General features: G+C 30.0%; 25 protein-coding genes. 16 read left to right on the top strand and 9 right to left on the bottom strand.

All coding sequences use genetic code 11. From position 1 onward, the window contains the following. Nucleotides 1-62: 62 nt before the first annotated feature. Entirely contained in the window at nt 63-1,043 is a 981-nt protein-coding gene (locus P0R33_RS18330; protein WP_276172608.1) for a hypothetical protein, read from the bottom strand. Between the two features lie 321 nt (nt 1,044-1,364). On the opposite strand from P0R33_RS18330, the gene P0R33_RS18325 reads away from it, so the two are divergent. From P0R33_RS18325 to P0R33_RS18265, 13 genes are all read left to right on the top strand, one after another. Next, entirely contained in the window at nt 1,365-1,547 is a 183-nt protein-coding gene (locus P0R33_RS18325) for a hypothetical protein (protein ID WP_276172607.1), read from the top strand. Between the two features lie 160 nt (nt 1,548-1,707). Further along, nucleotides 1,708-3,297: an ATP-binding protein gene (locus P0R33_RS18320; RefSeq protein ID WP_343591594.1), complete on the top strand. Its 1,590-nt coding sequence runs from the start codon at nt 1,708-1,710 to the stop codon at nt 3,295-3,297. 6 nt (nt 3,298-3,303) lie between these two features. Further along, on the top strand, nt 3,304-3,972 hold the full coding sequence (locus P0R33_RS18315) for a response regulator (RefSeq protein WP_276172605.1): 669 nt from the start codon (nt 3,304-3,306) through the stop codon (nt 3,970-3,972). Nucleotides 3,973-4,126: 154 nt separating this feature from the next. Then, a complete protein-coding gene (locus tag P0R33_RS18310) occupies nt 4,127-4,357 on the top strand; it encodes a hypothetical protein (protein WP_276172604.1) in 231 nt (76 codons plus the stop codon). Nucleotide 4,358: 1 nt separating this feature from the next. After that, nucleotides 4,359-4,640: a membrane protein insertion efficiency factor YidD gene (gene yidD, locus P0R33_RS18305; RefSeq protein WP_276172603.1), complete on the top strand. Its 282-nt coding sequence runs from the start codon at nt 4,359-4,361 to the stop codon at nt 4,638-4,640. Nucleotides 4,641-4,846: 206 nt separating this feature from the next. Further along, entirely contained in the window at nt 4,847-5,257 is a 411-nt protein-coding gene (locus P0R33_RS18300; RefSeq protein ID WP_276172602.1) for a hypothetical protein, read from the top strand. Beyond that, nucleotides 5,254-6,498, top strand: coding sequence for a DUF4407 domain-containing protein (locus P0R33_RS18295; protein ID WP_276172601.1), 1,245 nt, complete (start codon nt 5,254-5,256; stop codon nt 6,496-6,498). Before P0R33_RS18300 ends, P0R33_RS18295 begins: the two co-directional genes overlap by 4 nt. After that, entirely contained in the window at nt 6,482-8,029 is a 1,548-nt protein-coding gene (locus tag P0R33_RS18290) for a DUF4407 domain-containing protein (RefSeq protein ID WP_276172599.1), read from the top strand. The genes P0R33_RS18295 and P0R33_RS18290 overlap by 17 nt, the downstream gene beginning before the upstream one ends. Nucleotides 8,030-8,032: 3 nt before the next feature. Beyond that, nucleotides 8,033-9,778, top strand: coding sequence for a DUF308 domain-containing protein (locus tag P0R33_RS18285; RefSeq protein ID WP_276172598.1), 1,746 nt, complete (start codon nt 8,033-8,035; stop codon nt 9,776-9,778). Between the two features lie 2 nt (nt 9,779-9,780). Further along, the gene (locus P0R33_RS18280; protein WP_276172597.1) at nt 9,781-10,290 is read left to right on the top strand and encodes a hypothetical protein; all 510 of its coding nucleotides are present in this window, start codon (nt 9,781-9,783) and stop codon (nt 10,288-10,290) included. Between the two features lie 100 nt (nt 10,291-10,390). Next, the gene (locus P0R33_RS18275) at nt 10,391-11,458 is read left to right on the top strand and encodes a type I restriction endonuclease (RefSeq protein ID WP_276172596.1); all 1,068 of its coding nucleotides are present in this window, start codon (nt 10,391-10,393) and stop codon (nt 11,456-11,458) included. 66 nt (nt 11,459-11,524) lie between these two features. After that, the gene (locus tag P0R33_RS18270; protein WP_276172595.1) at nt 11,525-11,929 is read left to right on the top strand and encodes a hypothetical protein; all 405 of its coding nucleotides are present in this window, start codon (nt 11,525-11,527) and stop codon (nt 11,927-11,929) included. A 431-nt stretch (nt 11,930-12,360) separates the two neighbouring features. After that, a complete protein-coding gene (locus tag P0R33_RS18265) occupies nt 12,361-13,713 on the top strand; it encodes a GH1 family beta-glucosidase (protein WP_276172594.1) in 1,353 nt (450 codons plus the stop codon). A gap of 80 nt (nt 13,714-13,793) precedes the next feature. Here P0R33_RS18265 and P0R33_RS18260 read toward each other — a convergent pair whose 3' ends face one another. Continuing rightward, nucleotides 13,794-14,159, bottom strand: coding sequence for a hypothetical protein (locus P0R33_RS18260; RefSeq protein WP_276172593.1), 366 nt, complete (start codon nt 14,157-14,159; stop codon nt 13,794-13,796). A gap of 996 nt (nt 14,160-15,155) precedes the next feature. On the opposite strand from P0R33_RS18260, the gene P0R33_RS18255 reads away from it, so the two are divergent. Continuing rightward, nucleotides 15,156-15,335 (top strand): hypothetical protein, encoded by a 180-nt coding sequence (locus P0R33_RS18255; protein WP_276172592.1) that lies wholly within the window; start codon nt 15,156-15,158, stop codon nt 15,333-15,335. A gap of 312 nt (nt 15,336-15,647) precedes the next feature. Continuing rightward, nucleotides 15,648-17,147: an ATP-binding protein gene (locus P0R33_RS18250; RefSeq protein WP_343592193.1), complete on the top strand. Its 1,500-nt coding sequence runs from the start codon at nt 15,648-15,650 to the stop codon at nt 17,145-17,147. Between the two features lie 88 nt (nt 17,148-17,235). Here the strand turns inward: P0R33_RS18250 and P0R33_RS18245 are convergent, their stop codons facing one another. Beyond that, a complete protein-coding gene (locus P0R33_RS18245) occupies nt 17,236-17,769 on the bottom strand; it encodes a 5'(3')-deoxyribonucleotidase (RefSeq protein ID WP_276172590.1) in 534 nt (177 codons plus the stop codon). Between the two features lie 98 nt (nt 17,770-17,867). Between P0R33_RS18245 and P0R33_RS18240 the strand changes: the two genes are divergently transcribed. Continuing rightward, a complete protein-coding gene (locus P0R33_RS18240; protein ID WP_276172589.1) occupies nt 17,868-18,617 on the top strand; it encodes a DeoR/GlpR family DNA-binding transcription regulator in 750 nt (249 codons plus the stop codon). 53 nt (nt 18,618-18,670) lie between these two features. On the opposite strand, the gene P0R33_RS18235 is transcribed toward P0R33_RS18240, so the two are convergent. From P0R33_RS18235 to P0R33_RS18210, 6 genes are all read right to left on the bottom strand, one after another. Further along, nucleotides 18,671-19,705 carry a DUF2931 family protein gene (locus P0R33_RS18235; protein ID WP_276172588.1) on the bottom strand — a complete coding sequence of 345 codons (1,035 nt, stop codon included), beginning with the start codon at nt 19,703-19,705 and terminating at the stop codon, nt 18,671-18,673. Between the two features lie 8 nt (nt 19,706-19,713). Beyond that, nucleotides 19,714-19,992: a hypothetical protein gene (locus tag P0R33_RS18230; protein WP_276172587.1), complete on the bottom strand. Its 279-nt coding sequence runs from the start codon at nt 19,990-19,992 to the stop codon at nt 19,714-19,716. A 92-nt stretch (nt 19,993-20,084) separates the two neighbouring features. Further along, a complete protein-coding gene (locus P0R33_RS18225; protein WP_276172586.1) occupies nt 20,085-20,438 on the bottom strand; it encodes a hypothetical protein in 354 nt (117 codons plus the stop codon). Nucleotides 20,439-20,592: 154 nt separating this feature from the next. Beyond that, nucleotides 20,593-20,868, bottom strand: a complete 276-nt coding sequence (locus tag P0R33_RS18220) for a DUF2931 family protein (protein ID WP_276172585.1) — start codon at nt 20,866-20,868, stop codon at nt 20,593-20,595. 262 nt (nt 20,869-21,130) lie between these two features. After that, entirely contained in the window at nt 21,131-22,138 is a 1,008-nt protein-coding gene (locus P0R33_RS18215) for a DUF2931 family protein (RefSeq protein WP_276172584.1), read from the bottom strand. A gap of 145 nt (nt 22,139-22,283) precedes the next feature. Further along, entirely contained in the window at nt 22,284-23,666 is a 1,383-nt protein-coding gene (locus P0R33_RS18210; RefSeq protein WP_276172583.1) for a DUF2235 domain-containing protein, read from the bottom strand. Nucleotide 23,667 lies beyond the last annotated feature (1 nt).

The following is a 23,667-nucleotide window of genomic DNA, read 5'->3' as shown; positions in this document are numbered from 1 at the left end:
TGTATAATCTTACAGAAAATTCCATGATTTTAGGATTATTTTACATAAATCGCATTTTAACGTTATTTTTTCACATATTTATCAATAATATATTTCGTCACAGGTTTTAAAGCTTTATTGTTTTCTGGGTGTCTACCATGACAACTAAAAAAATCAATACCATTTGCTGTTTTTGCATACCAAATTATTGCGTCCCCATTTTTATCAAAAAATATTGTAGTTTCTGTGACATTTACTTTTTTAAGATTTAATAAACTTTTATCTAAAAGTTCTATACGATTAAATGCTCCAGCACTTTCAATTTTTAAATCACAATCTACTAATTCATAATGATTTCCAGACCATTGCATGCATTGTTGATTTGGTAAGACTAAATAAATGATTAAGCCTAAACCAAAAAGAACAGCTGTAATTGCTAAATATTTTAATTTATTAGATTTTGGTTTATTATCCATTTTAACAAAAGTTGATATAGCAGTTGGAGTTTGTTTTAGTTCTTCACCTTCAACTGATTCTGATTCTTCACTTTGAATTTTATCAGGTTCTTCATTATCAATAACTATTTTTGAATCTGTAAATTCTTCTTCAACCTCATCAATTAAATTACCGAGATCTATTTCTACATTAGGCTTGGTATTATTCTTTAACTCATTATAAATTTCCAAGTCCTCATCATCAATTTGTTTTCTAAACTTATTAAAAGGTCTGGGCTGAAAATCTACTAAAATTGCAGCCATATCCACAACTTCGATCTTATCTGGATCTGTTTCTCCTTTAAAAAAATTTTCAATTGGCCGAAAAGGATTAGTTTCTTTCTTAAATTTTTTCTGTGAATTAATATCAAAGGAAATTCCAAGAAGAGAATTAAAAACATTCAAATCATTTGAATGCATATTATTATTCGTGAATTTTTCCCAACATAACTTATTCAGTTTTCCTCTTGTTGGAGCATTCAAGAAAAAAAAATCATCACCGTTTTTTGCTTCTTCGTATTTCTCTTTAACGGCTTTTTTATATAAATCTTCTAAAGTATTGTTATGCATAGGCTTTTTTTTTTGGTCATTTTAAGGATTTTAAAGGAATTCTAGGGATTGCAGAAAACTAAATCGGAAATCCCGGAATTCCGTATCAATACAGCTCTAAACCTCATATAACTTTGCCTCAACAAAATTAGTTAATGTTTTGATCTGCAGGTCAAAAACAAATGTACAAAACTAGTTCAATTACAAAGTGCGGAAAACCGTAAGGTGGATTCTATTCCGGGAAGTATAGATGAAAATCTTACTGTCGTACGCACTTCACTTCCCACCAAAAATGGCATAATCAGAAAAGTTCTGAACGCCAATAACCTAAAAATTTCAACTATGAAAAAGATTTTTTTATGGGGAGCGTTTACCCTATTGACAACAACATTATTTTCTTGCACTGCTGACGAATTCGAAACAGCTGAAGGCAAAACTGAGATAAAAAAAGATATTAACCAATTAAAGGCCGATGGTCCAGATGATGATCCGATTCCTGTTAAGCCACCAATAAAAAATCCATAAATAAAATCTGATTTAATTTATTAAATTAGTATTTTCGGGGAAAGTAAGATTCATGTTACGATCCCCGTTTTTTTATTTAGTTTTTCTGCTTTTTTTCTGTTGTCAAGAGAAAACTGTATCAACTCAAAAATCAAAATCTTCTTTCAGATATGCTATTCTTTTGCAGAAAAAAGCATTAAGTAATTTTCAGCAAAACAACTATAATAGTGCATTTTATTATTTTAATAAATCTAAAATTGTATTTGAAAATATTAAAGATAGTTCTAATGTTGTCTACAGTTTAATTCAAATGGCAAGTATTCAACAAATAAATGGCGATTACTACGGAAGCAAAGAAACATTAACTGAAGCTTTACCCTACAGTAAAAAAGAAAAAGATTATACCGCAGCGATTAATAACTTATTTGGAATCGCAGATAAAGAACTTTCACTTTATAATGATGCAATTTATTATTACAAACAATCAATTAAAGGAATTAAGGATTCTAATTTTAAACAATCACCTCTAAACAATATTGCGGTTATATACATCAAACAAAAAAAATATGACAATGCAATACAAATTCTTGATTCGCTTTCGACAAGAAAAAAATCAGAAGACAGAGATACACAAAAAAGTAACTCTCGAATTATTGACAATCTAGGATATGCTTATTATAAAAAGGGATTAACAGAAAAAAGTCTTATTTTTTTAAACGAAGGTTTAAGATTAAGAATTGAAATTAATGATGATTACGGAAGTATTGGCAGTTATTTGCATTTAGCTGAATTCTATTCTAAAATAGATTCTAAAAAATCTAACGAATTTGGTAATAAAGCTTACGCAATAGCAACTAAATTGAATAGTGTTGATGAACGCCTAAAAGCATTGTCTTATTTAATCACCAATGGTTCAGATAAAAAATTTGCTCAGAAATATATTGCCATTAACGATAGTATTATTAGTGTTCGTAATAATTATAAAAACAAATTTGCTAAAATAAAATACGACTCGAAAAAAGAAAAAGATGAAAACCAAAGACTTCGTTTAAAACAGGCAGAAAATTTAGTCGCTATTAAAGAAGCAGAAAAAGACAAAATAATTTTATTTGCTACTTTAATTGCTGTTATACTTTTAGGTGTTTATTTAAGAAATCGCTATAAACATAAAACTCGTCTTGTAGAAATAAAAATAGCTTACGATACCGAAACAAGAATTGCAAAAGATATTCATGATGGCTTGGCTAATGATGTTTTTCATGCCATTACTTACACACAAACACAACCTTTGGCCAATGAAAACAACAAAGAAAACTTGTTGCAAAAACTAGATAATATTTATTCTCGTGTAAGAGGAATTTCTCGTGAAAATAACGATATAGACACTGGGCAAAAATTCCCTAACAATTTAAAAGAGATGCTTTCTACCTACAATAGCAATCAAACAAATGTTATTATTAATGGTATAGAAAAAATAAATTGGGATTCGATTGAGGATTTAAAAAAGATTACCATTCAAAGAGTTTTACATGAATTAATGGTCAATATGAAAAAACACAGTGAGGCTCCAGTAGTATCTATAAAATTTTATACAAACGCTAATTCCCTGTTAATTGATTATAGCGACAATGGAAAAGGATGTGAAAAATCAAAAATCATAAAAAATGGTTTACAAAATATGGAAAACCGTATTTTGTCTAATAATGGAACTATTACTTTTGAAACTGAACCTAATAAAGGTTTTAAAGTAAAAATAACAATGCCTAAATAAAAGCCTATGTTTAAAAAAGTAATAATAGCTGAGGATTTTGAAGAATTTAATTTAGCCATAAAACAAACTTTGAGTGATTTCAACATTGTCAATTTTCAGCACGCAAAATATTGCGATGACGCTTTTCTAAAAATAAGAAAAGCCATTCAGGATAATGAACCATACGATTTATTAATTAGTGATCTTTCGTTTAAAAAAGATCATCGCGAAATAAAAATTGGAAGTGGAGACGAGTTGATTCAAAAAGTTCGTGAACTGCAACCTGAAATTAAAATTATTGCCTACTCGATTGAAGATAAAAATGCACGTATAAAATCACTTTTTGAAGATTCTGAGATTAATGCCTTTGTACTAAAAGGCAGAAACAGTATTGAAGAGCTCAAAAAAGCTCTAACGATAATTTCAGCTTCTGATGAAAAATTTATTTCACCCGAAGTTGCATCTGCGCTTCAGGGAAAAGGTAACTACGAAATAGACGATGTGGATATAAAAATTCTAAAATATTTATCTTCTGGAACTTCTCAGGATGAAATAATAGAGATTTTTAAAACCTTAGATGTTAAGCCAAATAGCAAAAGTGCCATGGAAAAAAGATTGTCTAAACTCAAAGACTTTTTTAAAGCCAACAATACTGTCCATTTGGTATCTATTGTAAAAGATATGGGGATAATTTAAATTTCTCTATTCTATTTTAAAAAGCTCCTTCGGGAGCTTTTTTTATTTCTTAAAATTAAGATATCGGATTATGGATTTCCGTAAAATACTGGTTTTGATTGGATTTACTTTTGGGTTGTTAAATCAATTTAAAAATTAATTAAACCCTAAAATTATGGAATTCAAAGTAGTACCCTTCGCCGCTTCAATCGATTTAAAGAAAAACACATCAACTCAAATTGCAGAACAATTAGAAAGTGCGATAAAATATCATACCGAAATAGGTTGGAAATATGTCAGAGTAGAAAACATTACAACTTTTGTTAATGCAGAAATAGGTTGTTTTGGATTTGGAGCAAGACCAGCTCAAACACTTTTCACACACTTAATTGTTTTCGAAAAATAAAATGAAATTTTTCATCTTATTAATTATCCGATTGTATTGGATTTTAATTCCTCAATCTAAAAGAAGAAAATGCATTTTTAAAAAATCCTGTTCTCATTATGTGTTTGAAACAACTCAAAAAGAAGGATTAATAAAGGGACTAAAAGCATTTCAATTTCGATATAAAAACTGTAGAGGAAACTTTTCAATTTTTCAAAATCCAATTAATAACAAAATCCAGATGATTCTTCCTTCTCAACTAATAATTGACAAAGAGAAAATTGCTGAAAGATTAATTACTTAAATCATAAACAAAATCAGGTATTTGTACTCTTTCTCCAGGAGTCAATTCTAATTAGATTTATCGAATATCACATATCCTAAAGCCTTGAAATTTTGCTTTCACAATATCTAAAATATTTAATAGAACAGATCTCCTTTACTAAAACAGTATTGACTAGATTCTTTGTTATTCTTTTTAAAAGAAATAAAAATATTGAATTTATAAAATTGAACTACGAAAGAAAATATCTGTTCAAAAATAGTTTCATTATCATTGACTATGAGTTCAATAATGCTTTGTGGTATTCGTTTAACAATAGAAAAACTTTAGAAAAGAGCATCAAAATTTTCAATCTTGAAAATATCTCTTCCAACATGGATATAGTTGTACATGGTCTTTTTAGAAAGAAAACATACTCGTTAAAATTTGATCCATCCTTAAAAATAGAAAACCAAAGTTTCAAAACGATTTTTTCAAATCTTTCTTTAAATCTAGAAGAGAATCGAACTCCTCGATTAATCCATTCTTCGATAGAGATTTCTATTCCAAATCCAGAAATAAAAACATCAAAAGTTAATATAAAAAATCAAGATTTTAATTTCAAACATAATACTTATAACCAAAATGAATTTATATGACACGAGAATATTACAAACTACCCGAATCTAGCACTGTAATGCGTTTTCTGTGGAAATGCGCTGGAGGTGATCGATATTTACTTGAAAGAGCTACCTATTCTGATCAAATAAAATATATGTGCTTAGGTGGAATTGTTTTTGCAACTGGTGCTTTAGCTGGTATTGCAGGAGGTTATGCCTTTTATACCATATTTGAACCTCGAGGATCTGCAATAGATAATCCAATAGATTTTCAAACTATTTGCATAGCTATCTTTTTTGGAATTGTTTGGGGATTAATGATCTTCAATATTGATAGATTTATTGTAACAAGTACCGGAAAAGGTGATGGAACTGAAGCTATAACTATAGGAGAATTAAAAAGTGCTTTGCCTAGAATTTTAATGGGAATGATTATAGCTATGACGATTTCAAAACCCGTAGAAATCCGAATGTTCAAAACAGAAATTGACATAAAATTACGAGAAAAACAACTTGAACAACAAGTAGAATATCAATCAAAGGTTGATAAAACATATGCCGAAAGAGAAAAACTTTTACTAGCTGATTTTGGAAAAATTGAAAATCAGAGAGCCGATTTACTAAATCGAATTAAAGATTATGAAGCTCAATATCGAAAAGAAACCTCTGAAGGTCTGGGAGGCAGAGGACAAGGAGAAGGTCCTGTAGCAAGAGCATTAAAAGTTCAACAAGAAAAACTAGAAGCAGAATTAAATAGATTCGATGAAATAAATAAGTCCGAAATAAATGATTTAAATACTAAAAAGAAACAGTTGCGATTAGAAAAGGATAAAGAAAGGAGTGACAATACTAAAATAGCTAATGGCCTCGATGGTTTACTTGAACGTATAAAAATTGCTCATGAAGTAGCTGGTTTCTGGATTTCTCTTTTTATCACTTTACTATTCATGGCAATAGAACTTACTCCTATTTTTTTCAAACTGATGTTGACAAAAACGACTTACGACTATTTAGCTGAAAATCGCGATGAATTAATAAAAGCCGAATATGGAATAGAAGTAAAATATGATTACTACAAAGACAAGCAGGGAGTTGAAAAACATTTGGTAGTTAATCATGAGGCCGAAAAGTTAATTTTTGAAAAAATTAAAGTTACTGAAATTCAAAAAGAACTCACAAAATACGCCGCCGAAAAATATAAAGAAAGAGAAATGAGTAAAATAGATAATAATCTTGATGCTTATATAAATTCAATCGAAAAAAATGAACAAAGCAGTTAACGAAATTCGGCTTTTTTTATTTACCTGTTCTGGAGAAGATAATTACATTTTAAAAAAATGTAATAAACTAATTCAAACAAGATTTGCTTTAATTGGCTTTTTTGTTCTTCTAATATTTATAGGATGTTTTTTTAGTGCAACATTTTTTATTATTTCATTATTTAATGGAGCTCATTTTTTTGGCATCACAATAGGTCTTATTTGGGGAGCGGTAGTTGTAAATATGTATTTATTATTACTTCATACTATTTCACCAGCTATAATCCCTTTATCATCAAAGAGAAAAAAGAATAAAAGTTCAAATAACAATCTCGAAGGAATAAATCCGAGCCAAAACAGTTTTTTTAATCTTTCTATGATTTTGAGAATTGGCTTTATGACTTTACTAGCTATTATTATTGCTCAGCCTTTAAATGTATCTTTTCTTTCTTTCTCCGTGCAAAGTAACATTGGAAAACATAAGATTTCAGAAAGAATTAAACTATATACATTAACAAATAAACAATTAATTAAAGAAGAACTTCTAAATCAAAAAGACTTCAATTCTAAAATTATCAGCCAAGTAGGCTATAGAGAAGTAAACTCTTTAAAAAAACAAATTGGTGTAATCGATTTAAAAATTAAAACTGATAGCTTGTTTATTATCAAAGCAACAAAGCAATTAATTGAGTTTAATAAAATTGACAAAAAATTTAGTTTAAGCAATAAAGAAGAATTACAGAAAGCAAAAATATTAAATAGCCTTGAAAATTTGTTAGACAATGAATTAACATCAGATCAGAATTTTCTAATTGATATTAACTCTATAGCCATAGAAGGTTTGCTAAAAAAAGATTTTGATAATTTCAAAATAAAATTAAATGCTTTAGTCACAAATAAAATTGACAACTATAATTCTTTAAATATTCTTTTAGATAAAAGTAATTTTTATGTAAAAACAATTCAGTTATTATTTGCTGGAAATCCTCTTTCATGGATTATTACAATAATGATTTGCTTAATATTTCTATTACCAATCTATTTTAAATACAAAGCTCGTGATTTATGTTCGAAAATATTCAAGACCAAAGAAACTAACGAACCCGATATTATCAAATTGAGGCAAGAACTTATAAACACAACTGATTTTAATTGGTTAGAAACTAACATTAAATCAGTAAATATAAATAGTATTAATACATCAGATTATTATTTCCAAAGAATGCTAATTGAACATCGAATTATTTTAGAAGAATATGACCATTCAAAAAAACTTTTTACAAAAAAAATGTCTCATAATATATCCTATTTCAACAGAGAATCATTAAATAGATTAACTCCCCTATTAGGAAAACTAAAAAAGTTTAATATTCAAAAATATAATGAGATTGTAAGATCAATTAATAAAGAATATACGGATGAAGAAATGCGTAAATATGAATATTGGTTAGATTCTCCTTTTAGAACTAAAATGAGATTAATTACAAAGACTTCAAATGATGAAAAAGGACTACTAGAATTTCTCTATGATCAAAAACCCGAAAACGATTAGAAAATGCTAGATAAAACAGAAAATATCATCAATGAAGAAACTTTTATAGGAGAAGATAATCTAACCTATAAAAAAATCACATATGAAATTCTGACACCAAGAAAAACATATTTGAAAGGAATTATTTCGGGGAAATATAGAGGCGTCAAAATCGATGACGATTATGAGAAAGCTGATTTATTTGATTTTGAAATTTATGAAGCAAATGTAACAACTGAAAGTCGAGATGACTTTAGAGCTAACAAACCTTTCATTTTCCCTAAAGATTTTGAAAATGTTATTAAAAGGAAAAGAATAAAAGGGGATAAATTTCCAAAAGAAAAATTACCTAAAGATCTTCCTGTTACAATAACTGCAAATGAAAAATTATTTGGAGTAAATGTGTTAGAACCTGAATTATTTGAATTTGAAATAATAAGAAAACTTCATCAAACAGAAGGCGATGAAATTTTTGGGTCATTTAATGCTTATATTACAGGATATATTATTGATGAAACAAGGAAAATTGAAGAGAAAGTTATTTTAGTTCAAGATGAAGTAACTTGTATTCCAGAATCTCCCTCAATTTGCGTATGTAGTAATATAGAAACAGGCAGAACAGAAACTAGAAATAATTATATCAGAAAAGAATATAAATGCAAAAAGCATAATCATAATGTTTGGGGTAATTGGGAATATTTAAAAAATAGTCAACCATTAAATTTTAGATCTCGTAATACTAATGGCAATAATCCAGGGTGTGTAAATCAAAGCTTTGGTATTCTTGGTATTTTGTTCGGATTAGTATTTCTAATATTTTTATTGCCAAGCATTCTATATATAATTGCTTTTTTCGCAATCATACTAATTTTAGGAAATCTTGGTTCATTTTTTAAACCATTCTTTAGAATAATTGGAATATTATTTTTAATCGGATTTATTGTTTCCCTAATTCATTCCTTTAGTACACAATCACATACTTATAATCCAAAACCATTAATTGTTGATTCTCCAAGAGAAATAGCTCCCTATATTCCCATTAACCAAACTAAACATGAAGATCAAGACATTGAAAATGATAGCATTATAACAAGATACAGATCTTGGAAAGATTATTCTGGAAACAAATATGAAGGCCAATATAAAATTAAATTAAATGATTATAAAAAAGCGCATTTATTCAAGAAAAGTCTTCGTTTAAGCTCAAATAATATAAATGCTTACGACAAGGTTATTTTTGATTTAAAAGAATTTGATAAAAATAATTTTAATAGCCTGTTTCGACTTTTTGATAGTATCGGTAAAGTAAAAAAATTAAACAAAATACAATTCGCAGAAATGATTGTAACATTTGTTCAAGATATACCATATGCTTTAGTACTTGATAAAGACTGCAATTCTAATTTATACAGTGATCGCTTTACAAGAAATTATCTTTTAAGCAATAAAGGAGATTGCAGTGGAAACCAACGGTTCGGAATCAATACTCCTGTAGAATTTTTAGTTAATCTAAAAGGAGACTGTGATACCCGTACATTATTATTATACAGTATTCTAAGCCATTATAATTATGACGTTGCACTTATGAGTAGTGAATTTTACGGACACTCAATAATTGGGATTAATTTACCAATTAATGGTACTGCTTATAACTATAACGACCAAAAATATATTCTATGGGAAACGACAGCTCCAAATGCTAAACCTGGAAATATACCAAATGAAATTTCAAATTTAAACAATTGGAGAATCTCCTTAAAATCAAAATAATCATGGACAAACAAAGTTTATTTTTCACCTGTCTTGTGGCAATAGTTTCAACTTTATTAATGTTAATGTCACTACAATTTTTAGCAAAAAAATTAAATATCAAATCTGAAGAGCAAGAAAAAATAAAAATTTCATACACAATATGGTATGTCTCCATTCTAATTAGTTATTTCCTATTTTTAAAAGTTGCTTTGGAATTAATTGAAAATTCAATTGAAATAATCATTAATTCCAAAACAATAGAATATACATTTTTAACATCAATGCAAAAAATTACAATTTTTATTGGCTTTACATTTTTCTTCACTTTCATATCTTATTTCATAGCTGAAAAAATATTGCAATTATCATTTGGTAAAAGATTAGATAGTATTGAAATTGAAAAGGAAAATATTGGTTATTATCTTCTAAAAGGTTTTTTATTGATACTATTTACTTTTTCTCTAATTACCATTTTTGAACATTTCTTAAAATGGTTTATTCCAACGGTAGATACTCCATTTTATCATTAGTCATAAACAGATTGTAAAATTTTACTGCATTACGGATTTCCATAATATACTGATTTTTATTGGTTTTACATTTGAATTATTAATTTAAAACTACAAATCAATGGAAATGAATATTCAACTAAAATCGTTAGCAGATAAAATAAATCAGCTAAAAAGTAAAATTGAAACAGAAGAATCTACAAAACATGCTTTTGTACTGCCTTTTATACATATTTTGGGATATGATGCTTTTAATCCGCTAGAAGTTGTTCCTGAATTTACAGCCGATCTTGGCTTAAAAAAAGGTGAAAAAGTAGATTATGCTATTTTTCAAAATGGAGAACCAATTATAATTGTCGAATGCAAAAGCTGGAAAGAAAAACTTACCGTTCATAATTCACAGTTATTTCGCTATTTTCATGTTACAAAAACCCGATTTGCTCTTTTAACCAACGGAATTAATTATCAGTTTTTTACTGATTTAGATGATCAAAATAAAATGGATGAAAAGCCATTTTTAGAATTTGACATTTGCAATCTCAAAGAAAATACAATAAACGAAATTGCAAAATTTCATAAAGCCAATTTCGATGTAGATAATATTGTAAGCAATGCCAGTTCATTAAAATATATTAAAGAGATCAAGAAATTAATAAATGCAGAATTAGAAAGCCCATCAAACGATTTTACAAAACTGTTTGCAAGCAAAATATATATAGGAAGACTGACTGAAAAAGTTGTTGATGAATTTAAAGATTTAGTTCAAAAATCAGTAAGCCAGTTTATTAATGATAAAATTAATGATCGTCTAAATGCTGCTTTAAGCAAAGAAACGATTAAACAACAAGACGAAGAAATTGTCTCAATTGAAGACGACAATAAAATAGTCACTACAGAAGAAGAACTTGACGCTTACCGCATAGTAGTTGCTATTTTACGACGAAAACTGCCAGTTGCCAGAATCGTATATCGTGACACACAATCTTATTTCGGAATATTATTAGATGATAATAATCGTAAACCTTTATGCAGACTTCACCTAAATAGCGGTAAAAAATATATTAGCCTTTTCAATAATAATAAAACTGAGGCTAAAATAGCAATATCTACAATTGATGATATTTATCAATACGAAAAAGAATTATTAGAAACTGTAGCACTTTACGAAACAGAATTAAATCCCGTATAAGTACTCATATTAAAGATTTTAATTCTAACTAGATTTATCACGATATAACCAAACAACAAAACGCCTATGAAAAAAAACTACCTCATCTTACTTTTATTATTTACCTTTTCCTGCAAAAAAGCTTCAGCTCCTCCTCCATCACAGATAAATTCTTTTTATAAAGAAGTAGTTACAGCCGACGATCGTAAAACCATTACCCCAGAAGAAGCCAAAACCTATCATGTAAATACTTCTTATAAATATGAATACAGAACAGGAAATCCTGGGCATTACGAATATAATTATGACGTTAAAGGAATAAATACTGCAGGCGATTCTGTTTTTGGAAATATTAATGTTCAAGGAAAATACGGCGCAGGAATTTTAAAAGACACTATTTCCGAAGTAGAAATTAATACTGAATGGATTGCAAATGGAAAACTAAAAGCTCTAGATAAAAGGGGAAACGAATACAATCTTATTGTCAAATAAAATTACCGCATGAAATATACTTTGCTCTTACTTCTTGTTTTTCTAACCTCATTTCGTCCATCCGAAACCAACGTTTACATTTGCGGTTCCAAGGGTGCAAAAAAATATCATTATAATGAAAACTGTAGAGGTTTAAGTGCTTGTAGCCATGGAGTAGTAAAAACATCTCTTAAGCAAGCTCAAGGTTACGGTCTCACACTTTGCGGATGGGAAGATTAATTTTCTTCCCATTTAAAACATTTAATCATTTGATAATAATCACTTTACAATAATTTCACATTAGTTTCGGTAATTTGAAATAAAACTAATCGTTATGAAATTATTTAACCTAAATTTTCTAGTATCATTCAAAGAATGGCTTTTCTTAAGAGCAATGCAATCTTCTTTCCTACATTAATAAACCATTTTAAATAAAGGAAAGTAAAGATTGAATGAATAAAATTGAAAGCTCATTTTTGAACAAAAACCAATTTGGTGAAGATTTCTTGTGGGGTGTATCAACCGCCGCTTTCCAAATTGAAGGTGCACATGATTCTGACGGAAAAGGTTCTTCTATTTGGGATGTTTTTACTTCTCAAAAAGGAAAAATAAAAAACGGACATCATGCCCTAACTGCCTGTGATTTCTACAATACTTATCAGGAGGATATTAAACTAATTAACGAGTTAAACATTCCGAATTTTAGATTTTCTATCAGCTGGCCTAGAATTATGCCAACGGGAATTCATCCTATAAATCAAGCAGGAATAGATTACTACAATAAAATTATAGATTCGCTACTTGCATCTGGAATAGAACCTTGGATTACACTTTATCATTGGGATTTGCCTCATGCGCTGGAAGTGAAAGGAGGTTGGACCAACCGCGAATCGGTTGCTTGGTTTGCCGAATATGTAGAAGTTTGTGTGCAATATTTTGGTGATCGCGTAAAAAACTGGATGGTAATAAACGAACCGTCTGTTTTTACTGGCGCTGGTTACTTTTTAGGAATTCATGCTCCAGGCCGAAAAGGAATTACTAATTATCTAAAAGCCATGCATCACGTTACTCTTGCAACTTCTGCTGGCGCTAAAATAATTCGAGAACGTGTTCCAAATGCCAACATCGGAACAACTTTTTCATGTACGCATATCGAACCTGCAACAGAAAGTGCAAAAGATCTAGAAGCTGCAAAACGTGTCGATACGCTATTAAACAGAACTTTCATCGAGCCAATTTTAGGATTGGGTTATCCGCAGAAAGATCTTCCAGTTCTTAAAAAACTAAATAATTATATTGCGCCAGACGATTTGAATAATCTGGCTTTTGATTTTGACTTTATAGGTCTGCAATGTTACACCAGAGAAGTTGTAAAATCGTCTATTCTGACGCCTTACATTGGCGCCGAACTTGTAAGTGCCGAAAAACGAAATGTAATCTCAACCGAAATGGGTTGGGAAGTTTATCCGCCTGCCATGTATCACGTGCTTAAAAAGTTTAATGAATACAAGGGCATCAAAAAAATTATTATTACCGAAAATGGCGCCGCTTTTCCAGACGTTGTAACAAATGGAAAAGTTCATGATATTAAACGCACACATTTTATTCAAGATAATCTAGAACAAATTTTAAAAGCCAAAAATGACGGCGTAAATGTCGATGGCTATTTTGTTTGGAGTCTGACTGATAATTTTGAATGGGCAGAAGGTTACAACGCCAGATTCGGATTAATTCATGTGGATTTTGAAACACAAAAAAGAACCATTAAAAATTCAGGATTATGGTTTAAAGATTTTCTATCTTAAAAACAGAATATTTAAAATAAAAAAAGCCTTTTGCAATTAAACTGCGAAAGGCTTTTTTTGTTTTGAAATTCAAGCGACTTCTAATGAAGCCTAAATTTATATTGCTGTTTTAAAATTCCGATATGCACTTTTCCATTGTCTTTTAAAAATGCTGTAACTAGAATATATTTCTCTTCGGGATATTTTATAGTATAACCAAAGGTTGTATCCTTCGTTTTAACCTCAAATAGATGCTTTCCTTCATCCGAAACTGGCAAAGCTAAGGTTTCATACGTCGGTAATGCATTTGTGGCTTTCAAATTAAGATCTTGAATTTTCTTTTTATCCAGAAATACTTCCAGTTTTAAGTTGTCCAATTTCATATTGGTTGGCTGTTCAAATGAAACAACATATTTTTTACAGCCAAAAGTGCATAATATAATTACTAAAATGAGGAGCTTTTTCATAAAAATGCTTTTAAACAGATTGTTATTAGAACCAAAAAATTCTTTTAAACTTTTATAAATATAGATAATTTATTACAAACAAACGGGCAGAAAAAAGGGAAGTTTTTATGTCTTTTAAAACCAACATTTTAGAGGCAAAAAAAAGTAAAAAAAAGGGTAAAAAAATAGCTAATTTATTGATAAACATTAGGTTTATCGGATTTTTTTTCTTATCTTTATATTGTAAATAACAGTAAATATATGCCGAAAAACAAACTTTTTAAAAGCCAAAATTACACTTCAAAAAATCATTCCTTTAAGCATTTTATTTTTCAAAATGCTTTCCAATTTCATTTCGAAATATCTGGACAAAAGTTCCAATTTCAATCTTAATTATTTCGTGAAGATTTATTTTCCGAATCGATTTTAGAAAATAACTCTTTTTTATCAGACAAAAGATTTCCTTTTCGGGAACTTCTTTAGATTCTTCATGTCTATTATTCACCAAAATCATTTTTATATGCCACAATTTTTAACTTCTACATTCAAATTCTTTCTTGCAAATTCGATTTTTGCTCAATTCTGTATTATTTCTATATTTTTTTGTTTTTCGAAACCAACTTCTATCAGACTTTTTGCATCTATAAAAATAGAGATTAGTTTCAACTTCAATAAAATTTAACAACCAAAATAAGTTTTTCAATTTATGTTTCTGGGAATTCTTAGGAATCTCTGGGAAATGCAGGAATTCTGGGAATCCCTTATAAACAAAGGCTTCAAAGTGCCTTTACTTTGCATCAGAAATTAGATCAAGTTTTGTCTGCAGACTTAAACAATATGTAAAACTAGTTCTAATTAACTTGTGAAAAACCGTAAGACCGAGTTTATTCGGGAAGTATAAATTACGTCTTACAGTTCTACACAACTACTTCCCTCAAAACAATTTGGTGTCGCCAAAATAAACTCTGGACAAGTCCGGACAGCCACACCTATGTCTAATTTCTAAATTAAATCAAAATGAAAAAATTTACACTATTGTTCGCTATTGCGATACTTTTTACTATATTTTCTTGTACTCCTGATGAGTATGAAACTCAGCCAACGAAAAAAATCGAAAAACCAATCGATAAGTTAAAAGCTGATGACGATGGTCCAGGTGATGGAAAAACACCTCCAATAAAACCACCAACTCCATAAATATATTTTTAGTATGGAATTAATTACTATTTTCGGGGAAAGTAAATTTATATGTTACGGTCCCCGATTTTTTATTTTTTAATCGTCATTTTTATTTCTTCTTGTGAAGAAAAAAAGACTATAACCCCTGAGACCAAAGCGATAAGGAAGGAAGCAATAAATTTACGAGAAAAAGCAGATGAAAATTATCAGAAACAAAATTTCAACACTGCTTTTTACGAGTTTAGTAAATCTAAGGCGATTTTTGAAACATTAAAAGATAGTCCCACTTCTTCAAATGATAGTACCAATATTGGATATATACTTATTCAAATGGCAACTATTCAACAAGTTAATGGTGATTATTATGGTAGTAAGGAAACAGTAACTGAAGCACTGCCTTTCGTTAAAAACAACAAAAACTATATTAGCTGTATAAATAATCTATTAGGAATAGCAGATAAAGAATTTTCTCTTTATGATGATGCCATTTTTTACTATAGAGAGTCTGTCAAATATTCTAAAGATCTTGCAGAAAAACAATACCCTTTAAGCAATATTGCGGCTCTTTACATTCAGCAAAAAAAATACGACAAAGCCATTTCAATTTTAGAATTTCTATTAGAATCTCCTTTAAGCAAAAAAATATTAATGGAGAAAACCAAAGCGAATCCAAAAGCGAGATACCAAGATAACTTAGGTTATGCTTATTTTAAGAAAGGAAATGAAGAAAAAGGATTTAATTTAATGAAAGAAGGACTTCAACTTAGAATTGAAAACGAAGATACTTATGGAAGCATCGAAAGCTATCTTCATCTTGCTGATTATTATTCTAAAAAAGATCTTCAAAAATCAGATGAAAATGCTTTAAAAGCATATAATATATCAACTAAACTAAATAGTGTTGACGAAAGATTGGAAGCGCTTCAAATTTTAATTTCGAATAATAACAGCGCGCAAGACACCAAATATGTGCAAAAGTATTTTACTTTAAACGATAGTATTATTAAGGTTAGAAACAACTTTAAAAATAAGTTCGCTAAAATTAAATACGATTCTAAAAAAGAAAAAGACGAAAACGAAAAGCTTCGTCTAGAAAAAGCAGAAAATCAATTATCGTTGCAAAGAGCTAATTATATGCGTATTGTATTTGTAATTGTTTTTGTTTTCTTGGTTATTTTAATTGCTATTTTAATTCGCTATTATAAAAATAAAAACAAGGCGATAGAATTAAAAACTTCTTATGATACCGAAACCAGAATTGCTAAAAAAATTCATGATGAATTGGCAAACGATGTGTTTCAGGTAATTGCTTTTGCCGAATCGCAAACTTTAAGCACAGAAAACACAAAAGAAAATCTGCTTCAAAAACTGGATGACATTTACGGACGTGTAAGAGGAATTTCAAGAGAAAACAACAGTATCGATACTGGAATAAATTTCACCAAAACTATAAAAGAAATGCTTTCTGCTTATAACACAGCCGAAAGAAATATTATGGTTACCAATTTAGAGCAGATAAACTGGGAAGCTATTGATGAAATGAAAAAAATTACCATCAGCCGTATTTTGCAGGAATTAATGGTAAATATGAAAAAACACAGTCAGGCAAATCTTGTAGTAATTAAATTTGAGAGCGATCAAAAATCAATCTTAATCAATTATATGGATAATGGTGTTGGCTGCGAAAAAAGCACTATTGTAAAAAATGGTCTTCAAAACATGGTAAACCGAATTCTAGCCTTTAATGGAACTTTTGATATTGAAACCGCACCCGATAAAGGATTTAAAGTCAAAATTACAATGCCAGAACAAACACAAATTAAAGCTTAAGCTGTAAAGCATAATAAATAAAAAGCCTTTCAGGATATCCCGAAAGGCTTTTCTCTTCAAAAACAATAAATATTATAACCTCGTCAGCTTATAATGTTTCGTTTAAAACGGCAACTGCCTCTTTCCAATTATTTACTCTTAAATGATGCGTTTTGTTCACATTATGAAATGCTGTAAACATAATTGGTTTTCCGATGCAATAATCAAGGTTTTTACAATGATCATCAATAAGATAATCGGTTTTAATGATTCTTTTGCTTCCGCATAAAACGATATTTTCCCATTTAATAAAAGGAAAATGTTCGCCTAACCAAGCTACTTTTTCTGCCAACGAGATCGGAAATTCTGTTGCGGCTGAAACGATAAAAATTTCAAAATTCTTTTGTAATTCACGAACACTTTCAACCGCATCGTCCATTATTGGCAATGTTCTGAAAAAATTTTCTTTGTTTAAAATGTCAAACATCAATTCTCTGTCTTTAAAAGCTTCTTCTTCACTTAATCCCTGAATACTTTCTTTTGTTAAGCTCGTTCCGTACGCTTTGTTGTAATGGTCTATTAGCTGTGATTCTACATCAGCAAGCACACCATCCATATCGATTGCAATTGTTTTCTTCTCCATTTTAATTTTATTTTGCTGCTAAAATATGCAAAAACAGCATTAAGTTGCAAATTATTGCAACATTTTACTTATTTTTGCAATATAAAACCGCAAATAAAATGAAGAAAGAAGAGCGCCAGAAAACGATTTTAGAATATTTATCAAAAGAACATCGTGTAACTTCAGTAGAATTAAGCGAATATTTGAGTGTTTCTGAAGACACTATAAGACGTGATTTAAAAGAACTTTCCGATCAAGGACTTTTAAAAGCCGTTCGTGGCGGCGCGGTTGCTCCTTCTCCAATTCCGTTGCATTATAGAAAAAGAGAAAAGCACGATCTTGAAAACAAGAAAATTATCGCGCAAAAAGCGATTCCGTATCTAAAAGACGGACAGGTCGTTTTTATTGACGGAGGAACAACTTCTTTGGCTTTAGTTGCGAGTTTTCCTCATGATCTAAAATTAACTGTTGTTACCAATAGTTTTCCCGTTGCAGTTTTGGCAGAAGATTTGCCCAATATCGAATTGATTTTTGCGGGAGGAAGAATGTGCAAAACGTCTTTTGCAACTTCGAGTATTGAAACGATTGATTTCTTTAGAAATTTCAGAGCAGACGTCTTCATTTTAGGAATTTGCAGTATTCATCACGAACGTGGTATTACGGGAATTTTATACGACGATTCTATGCTGAAAAAAAATATGATTAAGAACTCGAACTTTGTTATCGCCCTAAGTTCCAGCGAAAAAGTTGATACCGCAGAAACTTATTTTGTTTCAAATATAAATGAGATTGATGTTCTGGTTACCAATATTGCTCCAGAAGATGAAATTTTAAAACCTTATAAAGAAAAAGGACTTACAGTTCTTTAATATAAAAAAAAGCCTTTCAGGATTTTACTCCCAAAAGGCTTTCTTTCTACAAATTAATTGGCAAAATTATTTCCCCTTGCGACGGGGGAAACATACATGTAAGAAGGCAAAATCTTTACCGAACTTTTATCATTTTTTAATATTGCACTTATACTGTCATTAGTATTATTTATCTTCAATTCTAATAATAATGGATTCGGTTTTTGCAAAGTTTTTAATTTTCTAAAAGCATTTAAAGTTTCATCCTCTTTAAAATAAAATTGAGATGAAAATTCCTTTTTGCCATTACTCCATGATAAACGGAAACAATCAGGAATTTGATAAAAAATTAGTGTTTTTTCAGGTTTCTTGCTTTTGAAATACCTATCTTTCTGATTAAAAAAAGTAAAATCGGAATTACTTAAATAAAATCCGTTTGGCAATTTAATGTCAATTCTATAAGGATACCGCTCCATTACCAAAGCCACTTTTACTGATATATCAATAGTTGAAGTAGAATTAATTTGGTCACTTTTATCAAAAATATGCCATGTTTCGTTTACTTCTTTAGCTTGGTAATTTCCAATTTTTAATTTATTGTCATCATTCGAAATCCATACTGCGAGTTTTCCATTAGGCAATATTTCTGCTAAAAATCTAAGCATAACTTTATTGGAATCTTCTTCAGAATAATTTTTTCCATATCGTTTCTTATTCATTCTTAAGTGTTTTGCTTTTTCCAGAATAATTTTATATGGCAAGATAAACTTTCCTTTATAAAACTTTTTTTCTATGTATGAAAACCAACTTATTGACAAACTATCAGGATAAAAAACATCATTTTGAAGGTTAATGTAATTTATATCATCCCAGCCATCATCAATTATGTTTTCCTTATTATCGTCATAATTCCAATCTTTGGCATGATGGAAATGACAACTACTTACTTGAACCACGTTACCTTTACTACTTAATACGCCACTACCCCATTCAAACCTTTCATCAGCTTTATAATTGTATCTCTGAACAGCAATAGCAAATAGAATTAACACTAATAAAACTGAAAGTAATCCATTTATAGTATCTTCTCTTTTTGTGAAATATTTCATAATTATAATTAATGTGAAAATGCTTTTCCTAATTGTGCGACATATAAAAATCCTATAAAAAAAAGCACAAAAAGAATAGCACAAATTAGTATTATGATACCCATTATCTTACGATATTTTGTTTTCTGAGTACTAAAAAAATAAATCAACAATATTAATATCGAAGTAGTTATAGGAGCCGTTAACGTAGTTACAACTTCAGAATAACTCTCTTCTGTATGGTCAAGATAAAACTGTAATGAAAAAGCAATTGCAGATAGTAAAAATAAGGTAACAAATACTTTCATTATGTTATTTTTAATTAAATACATTTTTAAATTTTTAATCTCCATAGACTATTTTATTTTTTTTTCCCTGCTGATATGAGAGTCAATTAATTTTAATATGACCCCTTATGCATAACCGAACCTTTATAAATACGAACACTATCAACTTCTACAGTTTCATGATTTAAAAACAGTTTAAGTTCTCGATTATCTTTGCTTATTTTAACTTCAAACTCTTGTTTGTCTTCTGTCTTAAAATTTTTAAATTTCTCAAAAATCACTTTTTCATTCAAAAAAATATCACCTCTAAAAGTTTCTCCTGGAGCAGTTTCCCAATCGAGCTCTAGAATTTGCGGTAGAGCGCGATTATCATAATTTGTGGCTGGCAGAGACGGCATAAAAATAATATCCTTTGCCATTATAGTTGGTAAAGCAATATCGAAACAAATGTAAAGCAGGATTTTCATTTTCCATTTTTACCCTAAAAGTGTATCGTTTACGATACATATCCCATTTGGCATAGGAAGCATCTGGCATAAAATCTCTTTCAGCGACTTCTTTACGGTTCATAGACCAGTTTCTAAAAAGCTGCTTTTCCAGCTCTTTATCATCTATAATTACCTAAGCCTGATAACGCCCTAGCTCAATTCTGAATACTGCATATTGTTTCCAGACTACTAGCATGCCTTGTGGAGCAAAACCAAAAATTAAACCTGAAAATTTTTCATTTGTATAATCGTTGTAGCGATAAGTCGTATCCATTGCTCTTTTCATATCTTCTACAGGAAAATCAACTTTTAAATGGTAAAATTTATCTTCGTAACCAGCATAATAAATCACATCGGCTCCTATAGGTGTACCGTGTTGTGAAGTCCAAGCTGAACTTGTAGCCCCCATCGTTCTGAAGACTCGCCAAATGGCAGGCTGACGGGATCTCCTTCAAGGGTTAAGATATCACCTCGCACAAATTCTACACAATATACATTTTCATTTCCTTTTACAGATAACACTGGCTGGCAGGTATAACTTTGCCATTCGTATTTATTTCTCATTTGACAGCTTGCGTTTAATGTGATGATTAAAAAAATCAACACTTTATTTATTTTATCCATTGTGTATTTCCCTTTTGCGTTTTTCTAATCACACAAACACTCCTCTGTTAAAAATGATAAGAGCCTTTATAACTTACAGAACCTTTATAAATACGGACACTATCTACCTCAACTGGTTCGTGGTTCAAATACAATTCTAGTTTTCTGTTATCTTTACTTACTTTGACTTCAAACTCTTGTTTATCTTCTGTTTTAAAGTTTTTGAATTTTTCGAAAATCACTTTTTCATTGAGGAAAATGTTCCCTCTAAAAGTTTCTCCCGAAGCAGTTTCCCAATCGAGCTCCAGAATTTGTGGCAGAGCGCGATTATCATAATTAGTCACTGGCAGAGACGGCATAAAAATAATATCCTGTTCACCATTGTAATTGGTAAAACAATATTGAAACAAGCGTAAAGCGGGGTTTTCATTTTCCATTCTTACCCTAAACGTGTAACGCTTACGGTACATATCCCATTTGGCACAGGAAGCATCTGGCATAAAATCTCTTTCGGCTACTTCTTTACGGTTCATAGACCAGTTTCTAAAAAGCTGTTTTCCTAGCTCTTTATCATCTGTAATAACCTGAGCCTGATAACGCCCCAGCTCAATTCTGAATACTGCATATTGTTTCCAGACTACAACCATACCCTGTGGTGCAAAACCAAAAATTAAACCTGAAAATTTTTCATTTGTATAATCGTTGTAGCGATAAGTCGTATCCATTGCTTTTTTCATTTCCTCCACAGGAAAATCAACTTTTAAATGGTAAAATTTATCTTCGTAACCGGCATAATAAATCACATCGGCTCCTATGGGTGTACCATGTTGTGAAGTCCAAGCTGAACTTGTAAACCCCCATCGACCTGAAGACCCGCCAAAAGGCAGGCTGGCGGGATCCCCTTCTAGGGTTAGGATATCTCCTCTCACAAATTCTACTCTGTAAATATTTTCATTATCCATATATTGTTGTGAAGGCTGGCAGGTATAACTTTGCCATTCGTATTTATTTCTCATTTGACAGCTTGCATTTAGTGTGATGATTAAAAAAATCACCATTTTATTTATTTTATCCATTGTGTATTTCTCTTTTACGTTTTTCGATAGGTAAAACCTGGTCAAACCTCGGTCCCAACGCGAGCGTTCCGTTCGTACGCTTGAGAATTAATTCTCTAACAAAAACATTGTGTTCATGAGAGCAGATATTATTGAGCAATTTTATTTAAAACGTTTTACGCTTCCGATCTTTTGTTGGTTCCATCCCAATAGAACCATTATCTGCAGACCAATGCAAATATTGGTTTCGCAACGTTCTTAAATCTTCTTGCTCTTGTAGTTCTTGCTGATATGCTTCAAATCTGCTGTCTCCATTTTTTACTCCTTTATACTTTTCATGAATATTTCCATACCATTTAAAAGTATACGATTGTGCGTTTTCAAAAACATACTTATGTAAACGTTTTTTTACTCGAGTTAATAATGAATTATTTGAAATATTATACTTATCAATAACCAATTTTTTGTTATCAAAAGGAACACTCTGCTTTATCGCAGCTTCTGCCATAAAATGTAATGGAATATAACTGTATAAGTTTTTTAAATTTCTAGTGCCTTTAAGTTCATGTTGAGGACCAAAAAAAGAAATCTCTAATTGATCTTTTAAATACCAAGCACTATCAACTAGTTTCTCTGAAAGTTTCTCCAATTTTTCTTTAAAGTTTTTCTCGATTACTTTTACTACTTCAATACCATTATTATAACTTCCTCCAACATCTGAGTGTACACCCGGGAATTCTCTTGTTTTTCCGACGTTAGTTGTAGTAAGTGAAAAATTATTTCGATGCTCATCTGCAGCAATAAAATGCATAACTGATTCTGCTTTACTTAGATTATTTAATGGTAACTGCTTAGTGTCATTATCAAAATTTGGTTTCCCATCAATTAAAGTCGAGTAAGAAGATACCGTATCAAAAAGACCTAAAAAACGAACTTTTATTAAACCTACCTTAACATCTTTTTGTGCCAAATAATACCCCAAAGCACCTCCTTTATTTTTTCGATTAGCCGATAATGGATACGCTTTTTGGCTAATTTCATCTAAAAAAACTCTAGCCGCAGCTGCACCACGGCTGAAACCAAAAACATCTAAATACAGAATATCTACTTCTGAAATACTATTCCTTTTTAAATTATTGACTATTTCTTTACAGCCCGCTTCTACTTTATCTAATATTCCAGTACCACTAAAAGCAAATCCTGTACCTAAACCAGCCCCTAATACAGAATCAGCTTTTTCAGTTTCCGTACCAATACCGTCAATATATGTGGTTAATTCTAAAGGGTAAGCATCACTCAACCTTGCCACATTCGACCAAGCATTGTAATAACTGCTACTTTCTTTGTCTTTCCCATTTTTTCGATAAGCATCTGCCGAAATTGTTTCTTTTGGAGTCAATTTTTCGCCTCTTGCCCTTTTATCATAATATTCTTTGGCTTTGGTATTATTTTTATTGTTATTGGTGCCGTCAAAAAAAACACCAATGATTACTTCATTAGTTTTCAATTCTTTTTTAGGCGGCATGTAATCTCCAAATACTATACTCATC

Origin of the sequence: Flavobacterium sp. YJ01 (assembly GCF_029320955.1) — a bacterium.
Taxonomy (GTDB): domain Bacteria; phylum Bacteroidota; class Bacteroidia; order Flavobacteriales; family Flavobacteriaceae; genus Flavobacterium.
Note: the sequence above shows the minus strand (reverse complement) of the source record. Positions and strands in the feature narration are given on the sequence as shown.

Bases quoted from the DNA above. Each gene is read 5' to 3' on its own strand.
- P0R33_RS18210 (WP_276172583.1), bottom strand. From the start codon at position 23,666: ATGAGTATAGTATTTGGAGATTACATGCCGCCTAAAAAAGAATTGAAA.
- P0R33_RS18260 (WP_276172593.1), bottom strand. From the start codon at position 14,159: ATGAAAAAGCTCCTCATTTTAGTAATTATATTATGCACTTTTGGCTGT.
- P0R33_RS18255 (WP_276172592.1), top strand. From the start codon at position 15,156: ATGAAAAAATTTACACTATTGTTCGCTATTGCGATACTTTTTACTATA.
- P0R33_RS18295 (WP_276172601.1), top strand. From the start codon at position 5,254: ATGACACGAGAATATTACAAACTACCCGAATCTAGCACTGTAATGCGT.
- yidD (WP_276172603.1), top strand. From the start codon at position 4,359: ATGAAATTTTTCATCTTATTAATTATCCGATTGTATTGGATTTTAATT.
- P0R33_RS18330 (WP_276172608.1), bottom strand. From the start codon at position 1,043: ATGCATAACAATACTTTAGAAGATTTATATAAAAAAGCCGTTAAAGAG.
- P0R33_RS18325 (WP_276172607.1), top strand. From the start codon at position 1,365: ATGAAAAAGATTTTTTTATGGGGAGCGTTTACCCTATTGACAACAACA.
- P0R33_RS18290 (WP_276172599.1), top strand. From the start codon at position 6,482: ATGAACAAAGCAGTTAACGAAATTCGGCTTTTTTTATTTACCTGTTCT.
- P0R33_RS18220 (WP_276172585.1), bottom strand. From the start codon at position 20,868: ATGGGGGCTACAAGTTCAGCTTGGACTTCACAACACGGTACACCTATA.
- P0R33_RS18265 (WP_276172594.1), top strand. From the start codon at position 12,361: ATGAATAAAATTGAAAGCTCATTTTTGAACAAAAACCAATTTGGTGAA.
- P0R33_RS18225 (WP_276172586.1), bottom strand. From the start codon at position 20,438: ATGAAAATCCTGCTTTACATTTGTTTCGATATTGCTTTACCAACTATA.
- P0R33_RS18250 (WP_343592193.1), top strand. From the start codon at position 15,648: ATGGCAACTATTCAACAAGTTAATGGTGATTATTATGGTAGTAAGGAA.
- P0R33_RS18230 (WP_276172587.1), bottom strand. From the start codon at position 19,992: ATGAAAGTATTTGTTACCTTATTTTTACTATCTGCAATTGCTTTTTCA.
- P0R33_RS18275 (WP_276172596.1), top strand. From the start codon at position 10,391: ATGGAAATGAATATTCAACTAAAATCGTTAGCAGATAAAATAAATCAG.
- P0R33_RS18280 (WP_276172597.1), top strand. From the start codon at position 9,781: ATGGACAAACAAAGTTTATTTTTCACCTGTCTTGTGGCAATAGTTTCA.
- P0R33_RS18245 (WP_276172590.1), bottom strand. From the start codon at position 17,769: ATGGAGAAGAAAACAATTGCAATCGATATGGATGGTGTGCTTGCTGAT.
- P0R33_RS18240 (WP_276172589.1), top strand. From the start codon at position 17,868: ATGAAGAAAGAAGAGCGCCAGAAAACGATTTTAGAATATTTATCAAAA.
- P0R33_RS18310 (WP_276172604.1), top strand. From the start codon at position 4,127: ATGGAATTCAAAGTAGTACCCTTCGCCGCTTCAATCGATTTAAAGAAA.
- P0R33_RS18315 (WP_276172605.1), top strand. From the start codon at position 3,304: ATGTTTAAAAAAGTAATAATAGCTGAGGATTTTGAAGAATTTAATTTA.
- P0R33_RS18235 (WP_276172588.1), bottom strand. From the start codon at position 19,705: ATGAAATATTTCACAAAAAGAGAAGATACTATAAATGGATTACTTTCA.
- P0R33_RS18270 (WP_276172595.1), top strand. From the start codon at position 11,525: ATGAAAAAAAACTACCTCATCTTACTTTTATTATTTACCTTTTCCTGC.
- P0R33_RS18285 (WP_276172598.1), top strand. From the start codon at position 8,033: ATGCTAGATAAAACAGAAAATATCATCAATGAAGAAACTTTTATAGGA.
- P0R33_RS18215 (WP_276172584.1), bottom strand. From the start codon at position 22,138: ATGGATAAAATAAATAAAATGGTGATTTTTTTAATCATCACACTAAAT.